Here is a 15,205-nt window from a genome sequence, read left to right as displayed (position 1 = left end):
CCGCGGAAGCCCTACTGCGGCTTAGAAATTCCACTCGGCGATCCGCCCTCGTCTCCGTGGTAGCGTCGCAAGGTGCATAGCAATCCCGAACAGATGCACGCCGCGGCCGAGCGGATGTCGGCAAGGGCGAATGAGTTCTGGGACGACGTCGAGGCGTTGCGCAAGGAAGCCGACGCGCTGATGTCCGCCGATTGGACTGGCGAGGCGGCCGATACACACGCCGCGTTATGGGTCGAGTGGGTGGATTCCGCTCGGAAGGTCGCTGCCGCTCTCAGCGAGGATGCGGCGTTGATCCATCAAGCCGCTGACAGGTACGTGAAGACCGACAACAGCAACGCGAGCGACCTTACGTACGTTCAGTTCAACCTGGGCAATCCGTGATGTCCGCCTACACTGCGGACACCGACCGGATTCTGACACTCGTGGACAAGGCTCGACGAATCGGCCAGCAGATCGAGCAACGCATCGCCGATGTCGAGCGCGAAGTCGCTGCGCTGCACATCGAGTGGGAAGGCAGTGCGGCGGACGCACATCGGTCGAAACATGACACCTGGCACCGTGAGATGAACGACATGAAGACGGCTCTCGCGGAACTCGAAAACGCCGTACGCGCCGCGCGGGACCGGTACCTGGCCAATATTGCCCACAATCGACGAATGTGGCCCTGATGGCGCCCATCACCATGGACCCGGGCGTCCTGTCCAACGCGGCGACACTGTACGAAGCCGCCCGCCACAACGCCGACGGTGTCGTCCGGACACTCGCCACGGCGCTCGACAAGGACTGGGGCTGCGCGGGCAGCGACAGCGCCGGCCGCACCTGGGCCAGCAGTTACGACCCGGCCGCGTTCAATGCCGTGGCCGCCGGAACCAACATCGTCAACGCATTCGGCAAGCTCCATGACCTACTTGCCTTCACCGCCGTCAATCATGTCAATACCGAGAAACTCAACAAGACACCTCCCGAGACGCCGGACCCGGCGCCCGCGGTCCTCGAGACCACGACGGCGCCCATATTCAAGGGTGCATTCGGCGGTGACACAGATCCACCATTCGGCTGGGAACTGGTCAGCAGCTGGCTGCAGGGCCACACTTGGCCGAACGGAGACCCGGAGAAGCTGCGGAGACTCGGAAAAGCGTGGAGAGACGCGGCTAAAGGGTTACGCAATGCCAGCGACGGCACCGGGCAGGCGTGGCTGAACCTCGAGGAAATCGCCTCGGACGAACTGCCACAGGCGCTTGCCCAGATGGACGCGGTGTTCACGAGCGTCGAGACCGTCGCTACGCAATACGAGAGTCTCGCCAGAGCATGTGACGACTGGGCACAGCAGATCGAGGATGCGCACCAGAAGATCCTCGCCATCCTCGCGGGCGCGGTTGGCGTCGGAATCATCGCCGGGGTGCTGGTCGGCATCTTCACCGCTGGAACGGGTGCCGTTGGGACGACAGCCGCAGCAGGCAGCTCCGCCGGAGCGGCTATCGTCACCGTACTCATCGCGTTCGACGCAGCCGCCGCTCTCGCAACAGGAGTCACGGTCGCTGCGGGCGCGGCAGTCATCGGCATTGCCACGGACCTGCAACCACTCCTCGAAGCCAATCCGACTCAGTTCAACGCCAGCACGAACGCAGGCGGAAGCAACTGGCATTACAATCCGCCACCGAAAGATTTGCCAGGCTTTCCAAAGGCGAAACCGGCAAAACGCCTTGGCAGGCGAAAACGATGGGTAGACAATGATGGAAACATCTACGAGTGGGACTATCAGCACGGCGCTGTGGAGAAGTACAGCAAGAACGGAAAACATCTAGGCGAGTACGACCCGAATACGGGGAATCAGACAAAGCCGCCAGATCCTACACGCAGCCCGGAGAAGTGATATGTGGTACTTGGGAGCATTCGATAAGGAATCCGAAATACTGGTGCGAGACTATCCATTGATCGGTTTGGATACCGCAACACTGAAGGATCTACTCGAGTTCGGGGACAGCTATGAGATAGATGGTATCCAGTACCCTCCGGAAGCTGGGGGATACGATGTGCCCTTGTCGATACTGCCCAGATTAACAAAATACATTGTCGGTGACTTCGCAGTAGATAGCTCATGCGACTATCAAGTCGAATACTATCGAGACTAGACTGTTGACCAGATCTTTGGAGGGCAATTGAACTACCTGGAAGCCTATGATAGGCAGTCTGGGCACCTGGTCGACGAGTACCCACTGCGCGGCATCGATCTTGCAGCGCTGAAGCGGTTTCTGAATATTGATGAAGGAATCGAAATATATGGCTACGACGTTACCCGGGCACAGGTAGGCGAGCTCGCTCGATACATCAGCGAACCGTTCGCGATCGAGGACACCTGCGACTACCAGGTCGGCTTCTACCGAGAGTAGCCCAGCTCACTGCCTGAACGATCTGACCCCCAGGAGTCGTCGTGGACTATTTGGACCAATGGAACGAGGAGCAGCGTCGTGCCGTAGCGGAATGGCGGCGCAAGAATTACGCCTTGAGGCAGGCCCTCGCACAGATAACGGTCCGGGCCGGCTCCCGGAACGGTGAGCTGGGCGTCACTGTGGACGCGCACGGCAAGGTCACCGATTTGCGGCTCACGCCACAGGCGCTTCGCCTTGGCGAAGCCCGGCTCGCGCGGGTACTGCTGGAGACCATCCAGCGTGCACAGTCGGACGCGCAGCACCAGGTAGAGGCCACGTCACGCCCGTATGTCGAGGACCCCGATGCCGCCGCCGCGATGGCATTCCTCCGCGAGACTTTGGGCGACCAGGCCAAGCCCGGAAGCCGACCCTGATCCGCGTGCCATTTCGGCTTCGGTCGGTCCTTGCCGGTGAATCTTCTCCACTAGCCGAGCTTCTTCGGTTGTTCTGCACTCTCGGTGTGGAATCTTGCCACCTCGGACACCGACGCACCGAAGGATCCCAGAGGTCGTCAGGAGTGATCGCTGCCGAATAGTCTTAGGAGAACCGGAAATTCGCTGGCGGACGTGATGCCGGTTCCTCTACGGTTGCACCGTTGCGGATCGGGCAACGGAGAGGAATATCGTGACCACCAAGCTGAACCAGCTCATCGCCATCGAGAAGGGTGCGAAGTCTCAGGCGAACGCTGACCTGACCGCCGCGTACCAGCGGGTGGGCAAGACCGAGCTGCTGGCTGGTATTTCCCGTACCTACCGGCCGTTGGATGACGAAGGTGAGGCGCTTCCGCCGGAGTCGAAGCGGGTGCAGGTTCGGGTCAGCGAGGTGATCGCGGATGTCACGGCGACCCTGGCCAGGCTGTTGAACGTCACCGCCACGAAGGACGTGGCCAACTGCTCGGCGAAGGCCGACCTGGTGGTGGACGGAAACACGCTCGCCACGGACCTGCCGGTGACTTACCTGTTGTTCCTGGAGAAGCAGCTGGGTGAATTGAAGTCGTTCATCGCCAAGCTGCCGACGCTCGACCCGGCTGAGGCTTGGTCGTTCGACGATGTGACGGACTGCTACGCGACCGAGCCCAGCCAGACGGTGCGGACCAAGAAGGTGCCGCGCAACCATGTGCTGGCGGCCGCCACTGACAAGCACCCGGCCCAGGTGCAGGTCTATCACGAGGACGTGGTGGTCGGACGTTGGACGACCACGAAGTTCTCGGGAGCGTTGCCGGCCAAGGAGGTCAGTGAGATGCGTGCTCGGCTCGGGAAGCTGACCGATGCGGTGAAGTATGCTCGGGAGACAGCGAATTCGACCGCGGTGACCGACGTCGAGCCGGGCGAGGCGATCCTCGGCTATCTGTTCGGATAACCGGGGCCAAAGACTCCCCCTTCGGGGGGATGGAGCACAAGCTGAAATTGAAACTCGAGCTGACGGCGGGGCAGTGCCCAGCCGATGAGACTCAAGCTCTTGCTCCAAGCTCAACAACACCATCGACCTCGAGCTCATGGGTGTGAACGCGACGCACCCCCGAAATCCCGGTTCGAGTCCGGGCAGCGCCTCTACGTGGCGCTGTAGCGTAATGGCAACGCGCGGGGTACATCATCCTGAAACGCACTCGCGGGCGCAGGGGTCACAGATGGTGCAGCGATAGCTCAATCGGCAGAGCATCGGACTGTTAATCCGACGGGTGCGGGTTCGAATCCCGCTCGTAACAGGAGGAGCCGGGCAGGGTATAGCCCGGCTCCTCCGCTTGCCGTCGGACTCTTGGTCATGTCGGTCCGAGCATGGCACAACACGCCGCAGGATTGGCGCGCTTTGTTCTCGTCAGCAACGCCGCGATATTCGATCATCGACGTGCCGTGTCCTTCGGTCGAGCGTGTCGCCGATGAGTTCGACGGCGACGAGCGATTTGCCTCCGAGCTCGTGTCATCCTGCTCGCCCACATGCATTGGAGTCTCGATGTCTGCTTCCGTGATACCCGCAGCAAGCGGCGGAATTCCGTTACTGGGCCACGCGTTGCGACTTCGGAGGAACCCGCTGGAATTCTTCGAGTCGCTGCGGGAGCAGTCCGACATCGTGCGGATCAAGCTCGGGCCGCAGGGCGTGTACGTGTTGAGCTCCGCTGAGTTGGTTCGACAGGCTCTTGTTGTCGAGCAGCGCCACTTCGACAAGGGCGCGGCCGTCGAAAACGCAGGGGAATTGATCGGCAACGGGTTGCTCAGTTCCGAAGGTGAGGAGCACCGGCGCCAGAGACTGCTGATGCAACCGGCCTTTCGTCGTGATCGGATCGCGCACTATGCGGAGATCATGCGAAACCAGATCATCGAGCAAACCGCCACCTGGGAGGAAGGCCGGGTCCTCGACGTCCGGGAGGAGATGACGGCGCTGACACTGGCGGTGACGGGAAAGACCCTGATCTCCTCGGATCTGGGCAATGATCTGGCGGCCGAGATACAGCATGGTCTGCCGCGAATATTCGACCTGCTGTACAAGAAGATGGTCAGCCCACTGCCGGTGCTGAACAAACTGCCGCTTCCGCGCAACCGGGAGTGGGCCAAGAGGTTGGCGCGGCTGCACCCGATGGTCGACCGAGTGATCGCCAATTATCGGCGGGACGAATCGAGTGCGCGCGATCTGCTCGGCATGCTGCTCAACGCGCGTGATGCGGAGGCGGGTGCCGCGTTGTCCGATCAAGAGATCCACGATCAGATCACGACGATCCTGGTGGCCGGTGCGGAAACCACGGCGGCGACGCTTTCGTGGGTGTTCTACCTGCTGACGGAGCATCCCGAGGTGGAGGCCCGGCTCCACGCCGAGGTGGATCAGGTCCTGGCCGGGCGACCGGCCGAGTACGCCGATTGCCGGCAGCTGACCTATACCGCCCAGGTGATCAGCGAGTCCCTGCGCTGCTATCCGCCCGCTTGGATACTGACCCGCCGTGCCACCGAAGACGTCGAGCTCGGCGGGTTCCGGATTCCGAAGGGCGCTTCGGTGATGTTCAGCCCGTATGTGGTGCACCGGGATTCGAGGCTGTTCGCCGATCCGGAGCGGTTCGATCCCGACCGCTGGTCACCGGAGCGGGTCGGTGAGATCCCGCGCGAGGCGATGGTGCAGTTCGGCGGAGGATCGCGCAAGTGCATCGGAGACGTCTTCGCTGTCGTCGAAGCGACCCTGGCATTGGCGACGATAGCGGGTAGGTGGCGTCTGTGCGCACAACCCGGCTCCACCTTCGAGAAGGCGGTCGGGACCACGTTCAGTCCGCGGAACCTGTTTCTGACCCTGACGGAGCGCGGCCGCTGATCCGCCGTGCCCGCCCGGCGCCGGCACGCCATGGCACGAGAAACATGGGTACGATTTCGAGTCGCCGTGTCACTTTGGTTTCGAATGCTTTGTGACACATCGACAGTGCCCGATTGCTTCCCGGCCAGGACGTTGAAAAAGATGACCACGGATCAGGTGATTTTGCCCAAGTTCGTCCTCGACAGTCTGGGCTTGGCCGAATCGCCACGGCATCAGCTGGCGCGTGCGGCGGCTTTGCCGGATTGGGTCTGGTCGAGCAGTGACCTGATGGTGCCCAGTGACAGTTATGTGCGGCTGTGGGAACTGGTCGAACACGAGTTGGGAGATCCGGTCGTGGCGTTACACAGTGCGGCGACCTATGTTCCGGGACGGCTGGGTTTGTTCGACTACCTGCTCACCACGGCACCGACCCTGGGCGAGGGGCTGGCACTGATTCGGCCGCATCTCGGAATCATCACCACCAATCTCGCGTTCGCACTCGTCGGCGGGTCCGAGAACGAAGTGGGTCTCGACATTCGGATGCTCCGTGGACAGGGACGCGGACGCGAGCTGGCCATGCAGTTCGCGCTCGCGAGCAACGTGATTCGCGCTCGATATGTGACCGGGCGGCAGGTGAATGCCGTCCGAGTCTGCTTCCACCAGCAAGCGCCGCGCCGGCACGGTCATCTCGTCGAATTGTTCGGCACCGATCGGATCGACTTCGGCGCGCCGACCGATCAGATCACATTCCGGAAGTCCGATCTGGAGCTGCCGATGCGAACCGCCGACCCGGTGCTCGCCGAGATCCTGCTGCGGTACGCGGCGACGCTGCCGCCACCGCACCACCGCGAGGCGACGTGGTCGGGCCGAGTGCACCATGTGTTGACGGCAATGCTGGGTGACGGTCCGGTGACCGTGGATCGCGCGGCACGGCGGTTGGCGACGAGCAAGCGCAGTATGCAACGGCGTCTCGCGGAGGAGGGAACCACCTGGAGTCAGGAACTCGACCGTGCTCGCCGTGCTCGCCTCGAGGTTCTTTCCCAGATGAATCCGGGTGACTCGATGTCGTTGGCTCGGCGCCTGGGGTACTCCGACACCGGTGCGTTCTACCGGGCCCGGCGGCGATGGTCCACCCAGCCCCCACCGGCTACCTGGTGAGAGCTACTCCCGTCCCGGTGCGGTCGAGGCGTTCAACGGAGGAGTCTGCGGGAAGTCGACGGGGAGAGCGGCCAGGGCTCGGTGGAACGGGCCGGGCCGCCAGGTCGGTTCGCCAGACGGTGCGGCAAGCCGCATCTCGGGTAGCGCGTCGAGCAACTGATCGATGGCGTCCTGAGCGATCAGGTAGGCCATCGATCGCGCGGGGCAGGCGTGCGGGCCGAGACCCCACGCCAGATGCGAGCGGTTGCCGACCAGCTCCTCGGCGCGGATCGAGGGGTCGTTGTTGCAGGCGGCCATGCTGACGACGACCGGTTGATGCGCAGGCAGCCAGACCTCGTCGATGAGGATCGGTTGCCTGGGATAGCTGATGCACAGGTTCGCAAGGGGTGGGTCGTTGAACAAGACCTCGTCGAGGGCATCACGGGTGGAAAGGGTCCCGCCGAGAACGCCGCCCGCGAACCGGTCGTCGGTGAGGATCAACAGCAGCGTGTTGGCAATCAGATTCTGTTGCAGCTCGAACGCCGCAGCGTAGAAGCCGGCCAACTGGTTGAGCAGTTCGATGTCGTCGAGTCCGGCCGGGTGCCGCAGCAGCCGCGTGGTGATGTCGTCGCCCGGCTGTGCCCGTTTGAGCGCGACCAGCTGCAGCAGAGCCTCACTGAGCATGGCGTTGCCCTTCTCCGCCTCGATACCCTCGAACATCGCGGCCAACGCCGCCGTGGCCCGCCGCCCGATTTCAGGCGGGCAACCGAGTTGGATATTGACGACTTCGAACGCCACCGGAAACGCGTATTGACTCATCAGGTCGGCCGTACCCGCCCGGCAGAAGGTGTTGATCAGCGGGACGGCGATCTCCTCCACGGTGGCGTGCAGGGCATTCAGATCGACTTCCTGGATACTCGCGGTGATCGCCTGCCGGTAGCGTTCGAATTCCACTCCGGCGCTTCTGCTCGCCAGCGGCCGCCACTCCATCAACGGCAGGACCGGGCAGTCTGCGGGGATGTTCTTCTGCCAGACGCGAGGGTCCGCCGGAAAATGCTCGGGGTCATGGAGGATTCGCACAGCAGTGCGATAGTCGATCACCAGCGTCGCCGGCACCGACGGCGCCAGATCAACCGGCACCATGGAGCCGAACTGCTTGCGCATCTCACGGTAGGCGCGATGGGGATCGGCGGCGAATTCCGGCGAATACAGCGGCACGCGCGGTCCGTCGGCACCGCTCGGCGAGCCGTGACCAACCGGACAAGGTGAGGCATGCGACGGAAACTGCGGGGTGGTCATGGAAAGTCGCTCCAGAGATTTCAGGTGTGAAGCAGCGCAAACCGACGCACCGGCTCGACTCGACGGTGACACGGCCGGTGCGAACAACGAGGCCATAGTCTCGCATCGCGCCGGTCGGACGGGCAGTACCGAACGTGCCAATATGAAGGCCAACCGTGCCAGAGACTGGTTCCGGTGCTGGGTGCCATCTCGACGACCGGCTCCGCTGCGCGTACCTCATTGCCAGTGGCTACGGTCTCCAGCATGACAACAGTTCTGACCGTGGCCGTCGGTCTCCTGTTCTTCGTGACCGGCATGGTGAAGCTCGTCGGCCTGCGGCAGTCGCTCGAGATCCGCGATCACCTGCGTGTCTCGCCTGCGCTATGGCGCCTGACCGGCGCGCTGGAGGTGGCCGGAGCCCTGGGCGCATTGATCGGCATCTACTTCCGACCGCTGGGGGTGGCCGCGCTCGCCGGCCTGACTGCGCTGATGGTGGGAGCGATTGTGGCCCGGCTTCGCGTTCGCGACACCGTCACGGCGGTGATCGCGGACATCGTCGTGCTGGCCCTCGTCGTGGCAACGTTGGCCCTCAACGCTTTTACCTGAACCGGTGGAGTGCCCAGAGTTTCCGGCGGTCGAGACTGCCGCTGACGATGACAAGCTCGGTTCGCGGGCTGGTCACGGTGGTGACGTCGGACCCCGAGGGCATGGCGTTGTTGTGCGGTCCGGAGATCGAGATCGTGAAGCTGTGAATCATGCTGGGCTGCAATGAAGTTGTGACACCCGCGCTCACCGAGTGAATCCGTCACGGAGCGCGCCGGAGCCGCTCGCATTCGATGACAGCGCTGAGTCCCCCGAGGATGGGTCCAGGTCGCCGCTCAACATGACCCGCGAGCAAAGATCCGAGTCGTATCTGCACCGAGATCGTGGACCACCAGCCATCGCCCGGAGTTCCCATCGGACTCTTTGAAATATTCGTTTTTGGCATCCTGCTGCAGTGCGTCTGCTACACCACTGTCCCGCATATTCTGCCAGTAGAATTCTTTCCAGTAGCTCGGGACTGCTCCCGCCTCGAATTGGCCGAGATGGGACAGCGTCTTGAAGGAGTCCAGCTCGCCGCGCGGGAGGTCGACGACGACCTCTGCCACCCGATCTCCCCCGAACAGATCTTCACGGTGGTGCGCAACCACGCTCGCGCTGTTCGGGAAATGAATATTTCCGCACTTGCCTATATCGTCCAACGCGTCGGAGTCGGACGTGCCACAGCCGGTGATAACGAGAAGACCGGCCAGCATCGGTATCCCGCTCATTTTCATGCGACTACGGGTTCGGATCGCACTCATCAAATCGCTCCCGACCACGTGTATCCCCCGAGGAATTGGGTGTCGCCACGGGCTTTGAAACTGCGCGCCCATCCGGCCTCCTCCAATTGCCTCATATCGTGATTGAGACCTTTCTTGACGGACAGTTCGATATCTCCTGACCATTCCGCCGACTTGTCGAAATCGTATAGGTCATAGATATATATTCGGTACCGTATCTCCGCCGAAGGCGGCTGGCCCTCGGTGGATTGCACTCTGACGTCGCTCCCGACCGCAACCGAGAAGTCTCCGAGCGCCAGTGTCACATCGGAGTCATCGGTCACCCGGACCGGCTCCCAAGAGGATGTGATCTCATGCCACACTCCGACCCGATCCGTGTATTGCTTGGCTTCCATTTTGATGAAATCCAGCTGCTCCTGGGCTTTCCCTGCGACAGCCCGGGTCTTGACAACTTTCTCGACGTTTCTCGTACTTATTATGTACTCGTAGTCGGGGCCGTTATTGCCCAAGTATGCCCCGAAGATATCGGCTGCGAATTCGTACCCCTTGCTGTCGAAATAGGCAAGAACTGCCGGGGCCGTGGTGACACTGATCACCCCTGCTTCCGATCTGTTCAGTACGCTCGTATCCGATCCGAACTTCGGATGGCTCGACGGAATCGGCGGATCAGGTGGCGGATGCAATGCTGCTCTCCCACCACACATTGTTGCCGAACCCGTACCGCATGACACCCAAATCGACAACCACCTTCTCTGGAAGCTCGAATTCACTCGCATCGAGCGACGGGATCGCGCGCCCGGGCGTGTAATCCAACGTCTGGGAAAATCGTTCGATAATTGTCGTCATCGCATTCTGTCTGGAGTCCGCTGATTTCTTCAGCGTATCGACCGCCGAGATTATCTCCGCCCTCATGGAACCCTGCATGGGCTTATCGATCAGTTGCGCCCACACTCCCAGCGGGAGGGTGAAGCCGAGAAATTTCATCGACTGTGCGAGTCCGCCGCTGAGCCCCATTGCCTGGTTGTATACCAGCCGCTCGAGGCAGGCCGCACCATTCTCGACGATCTTCGACACCGCATCCAGATCGGAGCTCCGACCGGCCACCGATTGTCCGAGGCCGCCCGCCATCGCGCCGAAGGCCTGTGCAGCGTCCCCGGACCAGTTGCGTTGCAGCCATGTGGATCCGCCGACCAGATTTTCTGAGGCCACATAGTCGTTGATCCCGAGCAGGCCGATCCGCTTGCCGATGGCTTGCAGTGCTTCCCAGTCCGCCACCAGCGGGGAAAGGTAGTCCGCTGCTGGCTTGATGCCGATTGTTCGGCTCAACGGCTCATCGTATGGGGAGATCAACTCGATACCGGCCGTAACCACTTGGCGGACGGCGTACTGATTTTCCTGCACTTCCGGCAGGCTGGGCAGCTGCAACCCACTGAAGCGGCTGGCGCCCAGGGAATCGGCTGATCGATCGGGTGCGCCCTTGTCTCCGAAAGTGTTCGCCGATGCTGCCGAAAGCGCGTTGGCGGAGTTGTCGTCGCTCGCTAGATATCTGGTTCCCGCGGTAGCGAGGTTGGTGCCGAGGGTACCGAGTGCCGCCAGATCGCGTTGCTGCGCTGTGGATATCGCACTGTGGAACTTCTCCAACGACGATGTCAGAGTGGCCATGAGTCCCGTCGAGCCGGTGGGCAGCGACACGGCCGATAGCAGGCGTGAGGCGTTCGAGGAAAAGTTTGTCCCGACGTCCTGCAGATCCAGCTCGAAGCCCGCAAGGCTGGACAAGTCGACCGTGAAGTTATCCATGCTGCCTCCGGAGCACCCAGGCCAGCCCGGAATCGGTTCGAGCTACCAGCAGGCCCCCACCAGGAAAGTGCCGGACGCCACGCGCAATAAGCATTGGCCCCCCAATTCGTGTGTCATGTGTACGCACCGCTGCGGGCCGAAGGAGCAATGCTCAGTCCCGATGGCCGACAGTGATGTTCGTGATCAGTCTAGCCTCATTGATTCGCCAGGTTGGCGTTCAGTTCCCGCCGCCGTCGGGGGCCCAGCCCTGCAGGGGCATGCCGCGACCCCAGGACCGGTGATCTCGATCATCGGGTCCAGCGATTGCATGGCATCGACGCCGGTGTCTTGTTGGACCTGGTGATAAGACGTGAAACGGGCCGAATCACTCTGCGGAAGAGAGTGATTCGGCCCGAGTTTCGGGACTGGATTTTACGCAGTCGGTTCGAACGCCTCCGCGATGATCTCCGCCTGTTCCACCGCGTGCACCTTGCTGGACCCCGAGGACGGGGCCGACATGGCGCGCCGCGAGATCCGGCGGAGTTTGGTGAAGCGGGTCGGAAGGGTTTCCGGGAGGTTGAGGCCGAAGAAGGGCCAGGCGCCCTGGTTGGCCGGTTCTTCCTGGACCCAGGCCAGGTCGGTGGCGTTGGGGTAGCCCTCGAGGGCCTCGTTCAGGCGACGGACGGGCAGCGGGTAGAGCTGCTCGATGCGGACGATCGCGACGTCTTCGCGCTTCTGCTTGGCCTTTTCGGCGGCCAGCTCGTAGTAGAGCTTGCCGCTGGTCATCAGGATGCGCTTGACCTTGGCGCGGTCGCCGATGCCCTGCTCGTAGGCAGGCTCGTCGAAGACCGAGCGGAACTTGCTCTCGGTGAAGTCCTTCAGGTCGGAGACCACGGCCTTGTTGCGCAGCATCGACTTCGGGGTGAAGACGATCAGCGGGCGGCGGATGCCGTCCAAGGCGTGGCGGCGCAGCAGGTGGAAGTAGTTCGCCGGGGTGGACGGCACCGCGACGGTCATCGAGCCCTCCGCGCACAGCTGTAGGAAGCGCTCGATGCGGCCGGAGGTGTGGTCCGGGCCCTGGCCCTCGTGGCCGTGCGGCAGCAGCAGCACGACGTCGGAGAGCTGGCCCCACTTGGCCTCACCGGAGGAGATGAACTCGTCGATGATCGACTGCGCGCCGTTGACGAAGTCACCGAACTGCGCCTCCCACAACACGAGTGCGTTGGGGTTGCCCAGCGAGTAGCCGTATTCGAAACCGACGGCGGCGAATTCGCTCAGCGCCGAGTCGTGCACCGCGAACCAGCCCGGGTTCTCGCTGCCGATGTTGTGCAGCGGGGTGTACTCGTCGGCGGTCTTGCGGTCGATGATCACCGCGTGCCGCTGGGTGAACGTGCCGCGGCGGGAGTCCTGACCGGTCAGGCGCACCGCGCGGCCCTCGTCGATCAGCGTGCCGAACGCGAGCAGCTCGGCGAAGGCCCAGTCGACCTTGCCCTCGTAGGCCATCTCGCGGCGCTTCTCCAGCACCGGCTTGACGCGCGGGTGCACGTTGAAGCCGTCGGGCACGCCCAGGAACGCGTCGCCGATGCGCTGCAGAATCGCCTTGTCCACGGCCGTGACGACGGTTCCGGGCACCGGCTGGTCGCCCTCGACCGACTCGCTCGGCTCCGGCGAGTACTTCTCCAGCTCGCGGACCTCGTTGAACACCCGCTCCAGCTGGCCCTGGTAGTCGCGCAGCGCGTCCTCGGCCTCTTTCAGCGAGATGTCGCCACGACCGATCAGGCTCTCGGTGTACGCCTTGCGCACCGAGCGCTTGGTGTCGATGACGTCGTACATGTACGGCTGGGTCATCGACGGGTCGTCGCCCTCGTTGTGGCCGCGGCGGCGGTAGCAGATCATGTCGATCACGACGTCCTTGCGGAACTTCTGCTTGAAGTCGACCGCCAGGCGCGCCACCCAGTCGCACGCCTCCGGGTCGTCGCCGTTGACGTGGAAGATCGGCGCGCCGATGAACTTCGCGATGTCGGTGGAGTACTCGGTGGAGCGGCTGTTCTCCGGCGCGGTGGTGAAGCCGATCTGGTTGTTCACCACGATGTGGATTGTGCCGCCGACCCGGTAGCCGCGCAGACCCGACAGGTTCAGCGTTTCCGCGACCACGCCCTGACCCGCGAACGCGGCGTCACCGTGCAGCATCAGCGGCACGACGGAGTAGCCCTCGGGCCCGTCGCCCTTGTCCAGCAGGTCCTGCTTGGCGCGGACCAGGCCCTCCAGGACCGGGTCGACCGCCTCCAGGTGCGAGGGGTTGGCGGTGAGCGAAACCTCGATCTCGTTGTCGCCGAACATCTGCAGGTAGGTGCCGTGCGCGCCGAGGTGGTACTTCACGTCGCCGGAGCCGTGTGCGCCGGCCGGGTTCATGTTGCCCTCGAACTCGGTGAAGATCTTCGAGTACGGCTTGCCGACGATATTGGCCAGCACATTGAGGCGACCGCGGTGCGGCATGCCGATGACGACCTCGTCGAGGCTGTGCTCGGCGCACTGGTCGATCACCGCGTCCATCATCGGGATGACGGCCTCGGCGCCCTCCAGCGAGAAGCGCTTCTGCCCGACGTACTTGGTCTGCAGGAAGGTCTCGAAGGCCTCCGCCGCGTTCAGCCGGTTCAGGATGTACTTCTGTTGCGCGACAGTCGGCTTCGCGTGCTTCTGCTCGACCCGCTCCTGGATCCACTCCAGCTGCTCGGGATCGAGGATGTGGGTGTACTCGACGCCCACGTGGCGGCAGTAGGCGTCGCGCAGGATGGACAGCACGTCGCGCAGCTTCATCCGTTCCTGGCCGTGGAAGCCCGCCACGTTGAAGGTGCGGTCCAGGTCCCACAAGGTCAGGCCGTGCTGAGTGACGTCCAGGTCCGGGTGGCTGCGGAACTTGTCCTTGACCAGCCGCAGCGGGTCGGTGTCGGCCATCAGGTGGCCGCGGTTGCGGTAGGCCGCGATCATCTCCAGCACGCGGGCGCTCTTGTCGACGCCGCGCTCGCGCATGTCCTTGCGCCAGCGGACCGGCTCGTAGGGCACCCCGAGGCCGTGGAAGATCTCGTCGTAGAACTCGTCGGAGATCAGCAGTGTGTGGATGGTGCGCAGGAAGTCGCCGGACTCCGCGCCCTGGATGATGCGGTGGTCGTAGGTGGAGGTCAGCGTCATGAGCTTGCCGACGCCCAGCTCGGCGATGCGCTCGTCGCTCATCCCCTGGAACTCGGCGGGGTACTCCATGGCGCCGGCGCCGATGATCGCGCCCTGACCGTGCATCAGGCGGGGCACCGAGTGCACGGTGCCGATGGTGCCCGGGTTGGTCAGCGAGATGGTGACGCCGGAGAAGTCCTCGGCGGTCAGCTTGCCGTCGCGGGCGCGGCGGACGATGTCCTCGTAGGCGGTGTGGAACTGCCCGAAAGTCATCGCCTCGCAACCCTTGATGGCCGCGACGACCAGCGAGCGGTTGCCGTCCTTGCCCGGCAGGTCGATGGCGAGGCCGAGGTTGGTGTGCGCGGGGGTGACCGCGTTCGGCTTGCCGTCGACCTCGGCGTAGTGCCGGTTCATGTTGGGGAACGCCTTGACCGCCTGCACGATGGCGTAGCCGAGCAGGTGGGTGAAGGAGATCTTGCCGCCCCGGGTGCGGGCGAGGTGGTTGTTGATGACCAGACGGTTGTCGATCATCAGCTTGGCCGGGATGGCGCGCACGCTGGTCGCGGTGGGGATGCTCAGCGAAGCGGCCATGTTCTTCGCCACCGCCGCGGCGGCGCCACGCAGCACCTTGGCCTCGTCGGTGGCGGTCTCGGCCTGCTTCGGGCCGGAGGTGGGCGCGGCGTTCGACGTGGGCGCCGGAGTGGTCTGCGGAGTGCGGGCGGTCACCGTCGCGGGCTTCGGAGCAGCCGGGGCGGGCGTTTTCGGTGCCGCGGGCGCGGGAGCGGGAGCAGGCTTGGCGGCAGCGGGCTTGGGAGCCGGGGTGAC

General features: G+C 63.6%; 15 protein-coding genes and 1 tRNA gene. 11 read left to right on the top strand and 5 right to left on the bottom strand.

Translation table 11 applies throughout. From position 1 onward, the window contains the following. The first annotated feature begins 72 nt into the window (after positions 1 to 72). The 10 genes from NA4_RS04000 (at position 73) to NA4_RS03960 (ending at position 6,857) form a co-directional block, all read left to right on the top strand. The gene (locus NA4_RS04000; RefSeq protein WP_067463992.1) at positions 73 to 381 is read left to right on the top strand and encodes a WXG100 family type VII secretion target; all 309 of its coding nucleotides are present in this window, start codon (positions 73 to 75) and stop codon (positions 379 to 381) included. Continuing rightward, positions 381 to 668: a WXG100 family type VII secretion target gene (locus NA4_RS03995; protein ID WP_067463989.1), complete on the top strand. Its 288-nt coding sequence runs from the start codon at positions 381 to 383 to the stop codon at positions 666 to 668. Before NA4_RS04000 ends, NA4_RS03995 begins: the two co-directional genes overlap by 1 nt. Further along, positions 668 to 1,873, top strand: a complete 1,206-nt coding sequence (locus NA4_RS42060) for a colicin E3/pyocin S6 family cytotoxin (RefSeq protein WP_218022248.1) — start codon at positions 668 to 670, stop codon at positions 1,871 to 1,873. The genes NA4_RS03995 and NA4_RS42060 overlap by 1 nt, the downstream gene beginning before the upstream one ends. A 1-nt stretch (position 1,874) precedes the next feature. Further along, positions 1,875 to 2,132: a DUF7683 domain-containing protein gene (locus NA4_RS44015; RefSeq protein WP_444980032.1), complete on the top strand. Its 258-nt coding sequence runs from the start codon at positions 1,875 to 1,877 to the stop codon at positions 2,130 to 2,132. A gap of 27 nt (positions 2,133 to 2,159) precedes the next feature. Continuing rightward, positions 2,160 to 2,390 (top strand): DUF7683 domain-containing protein, encoded by a 231-nt coding sequence (locus tag NA4_RS03985; RefSeq protein ID WP_067463983.1) that lies wholly within the window; start codon positions 2,160 to 2,162, stop codon positions 2,388 to 2,390. A gap of 41 nt (positions 2,391 to 2,431) precedes the next feature. Further along, the gene (locus NA4_RS03980; protein WP_067463980.1) at positions 2,432 to 2,803 is read left to right on the top strand and encodes a YbaB/EbfC family nucleoid-associated protein; all 372 of its coding nucleotides are present in this window, start codon (positions 2,432 to 2,434) and stop codon (positions 2,801 to 2,803) included. 250 nt (positions 2,804 to 3,053) lie between these two features. Continuing rightward, positions 3,054 to 3,788, top strand: coding sequence for a DUF7873 family protein (locus NA4_RS03975; protein WP_067463977.1), 735 nt, complete (start codon positions 3,054 to 3,056; stop codon positions 3,786 to 3,788). A 276-nt stretch (positions 3,789 to 4,064) separates the two neighbouring features. Then, positions 4,065 to 4,131 (top strand) — tRNA-Asn (locus NA4_RS03970). A 248-nt stretch (positions 4,132 to 4,379) separates the two neighbouring features. Continuing rightward, positions 4,380 to 5,720: a cytochrome P450 gene (locus NA4_RS03965; protein ID WP_067464104.1), complete on the top strand. Its 1,341-nt coding sequence runs from the start codon at positions 4,380 to 4,382 to the stop codon at positions 5,718 to 5,720. A 141-nt stretch (positions 5,721 to 5,861) separates the two neighbouring features. Beyond that, positions 5,862 to 6,857: an AraC family transcriptional regulator gene (locus NA4_RS03960; protein WP_067463973.1), complete on the top strand. Its 996-nt coding sequence runs from the start codon at positions 5,862 to 5,864 to the stop codon at positions 6,855 to 6,857. Between the two features lie 3 nt (positions 6,858 to 6,860). On the opposite strand, the gene NA4_RS03955 is transcribed toward NA4_RS03960, so the two are convergent. After that, positions 6,861 to 8,135 carry a cytochrome P450 family protein gene (locus NA4_RS03955; protein WP_067463971.1) on the bottom strand — a complete coding sequence of 425 codons (1,275 nt, stop codon included), beginning with the start codon at positions 8,133 to 8,135 and terminating at the stop codon, positions 6,861 to 6,863. Positions 8,136 to 8,378: 243 nt separating this feature from the next. On the opposite strand from NA4_RS03955, the gene NA4_RS03950 reads away from it, so the two are divergent. Then, complete coding sequence (locus tag NA4_RS03950) at positions 8,379 to 8,720, top strand: DoxX family protein (RefSeq protein WP_067463968.1); 342 nt, start codon at positions 8,379 to 8,381, stop codon at positions 8,718 to 8,720. 272 nt (positions 8,721 to 8,992) lie between these two features. On the opposite strand, the gene NA4_RS03945 is transcribed toward NA4_RS03950, so the two are convergent. From NA4_RS03945 to NA4_RS03930, 4 genes are all read right to left on the bottom strand, one after another. After that, entirely contained in the window at positions 8,993 to 9,457 is a 465-nt protein-coding gene (locus tag NA4_RS03945; RefSeq protein WP_157128789.1) for a hypothetical protein, read from the bottom strand. Then, positions 9,457 to 10,032, bottom strand: a complete 576-nt coding sequence (locus NA4_RS03940) for a hypothetical protein (RefSeq protein WP_067463962.1) — start codon at positions 10,030 to 10,032, stop codon at positions 9,457 to 9,459. Before NA4_RS03940 ends, NA4_RS03945 begins: the two co-directional genes overlap by 1 nt. Positions 10,033 to 10,102: 70 nt before the next feature. Then, positions 10,103 to 11,233 (bottom strand): hypothetical protein, encoded by a 1,131-nt coding sequence (locus NA4_RS03935; protein WP_067463960.1) that lies wholly within the window; start codon positions 11,231 to 11,233, stop codon positions 10,103 to 10,105. Positions 11,234 to 11,644: 411 nt separating this feature from the next. Next, the coding region (locus NA4_RS03930) for a multifunctional oxoglutarate decarboxylase/oxoglutarate dehydrogenase thiamine pyrophosphate-binding subunit/dihydrolipoyllysine-residue succinyltransferase subunit (RefSeq protein WP_067464101.1) at positions 11,645 to 15,205 on the bottom strand (3,561 nt) is incomplete at its 5' end.

Origin of the sequence: Nocardia amamiensis NBRC 102102 (assembly GCF_001612745.1) — a bacterium.
GTDB classification, from domain to species: domain Bacteria; phylum Actinomycetota; class Actinomycetes; order Mycobacteriales; family Mycobacteriaceae; genus Nocardia; species Nocardia amamiensis.
Note: the sequence above shows the minus strand (reverse complement) of the source record. Positions and strands in the feature narration are given on the sequence as shown.

What these genes read in the sequence shown, in the direction of transcription:
- NA4_RS03995 (WP_067463989.1), top strand. Translation starts at nt 381, where the DNA reads ATGTCCGCCTACACTGCGGACACCGACCGGATTCTGACACTCGTGGAC.
- NA4_RS42060 (WP_218022248.1), top strand. Translation starts at nt 668, where the DNA reads ATGGCGCCCATCACCATGGACCCGGGCGTCCTGTCCAACGCGGCGACA.
- NA4_RS44015 (WP_444980032.1), top strand. Translation starts at nt 1,875, where the DNA reads ATGTGGTACTTGGGAGCATTCGATAAGGAATCCGAAATACTGGTGCGA.
- NA4_RS03965 (WP_067464104.1), top strand. Translation starts at nt 4,380, where the DNA reads ATGTCTGCTTCCGTGATACCCGCAGCAAGCGGCGGAATTCCGTTACTG.
- NA4_RS03960 (WP_067463973.1), top strand. Translation starts at nt 5,862, where the DNA reads ATGACCACGGATCAGGTGATTTTGCCCAAGTTCGTCCTCGACAGTCTG.
- NA4_RS03955 (WP_067463971.1), bottom strand. Translation starts at nt 8,135, where the DNA reads ATGACCACCCCGCAGTTTCCGTCGCATGCCTCACCTTGTCCGGTTGGT.
- NA4_RS03950 (WP_067463968.1), top strand. Translation starts at nt 8,379, where the DNA reads ATGACAACAGTTCTGACCGTGGCCGTCGGTCTCCTGTTCTTCGTGACC.
- NA4_RS03945 (WP_157128789.1), bottom strand. Translation starts at nt 9,457, where the DNA reads ATGAGTGCGATCCGAACCCGTAGTCGCATGAAAATGAGCGGGATACCG.
- NA4_RS03935 (WP_067463960.1), bottom strand. Translation starts at nt 11,233, where the DNA reads ATGGATAACTTCACGGTCGACTTGTCCAGCCTTGCGGGCTTCGAGCTG.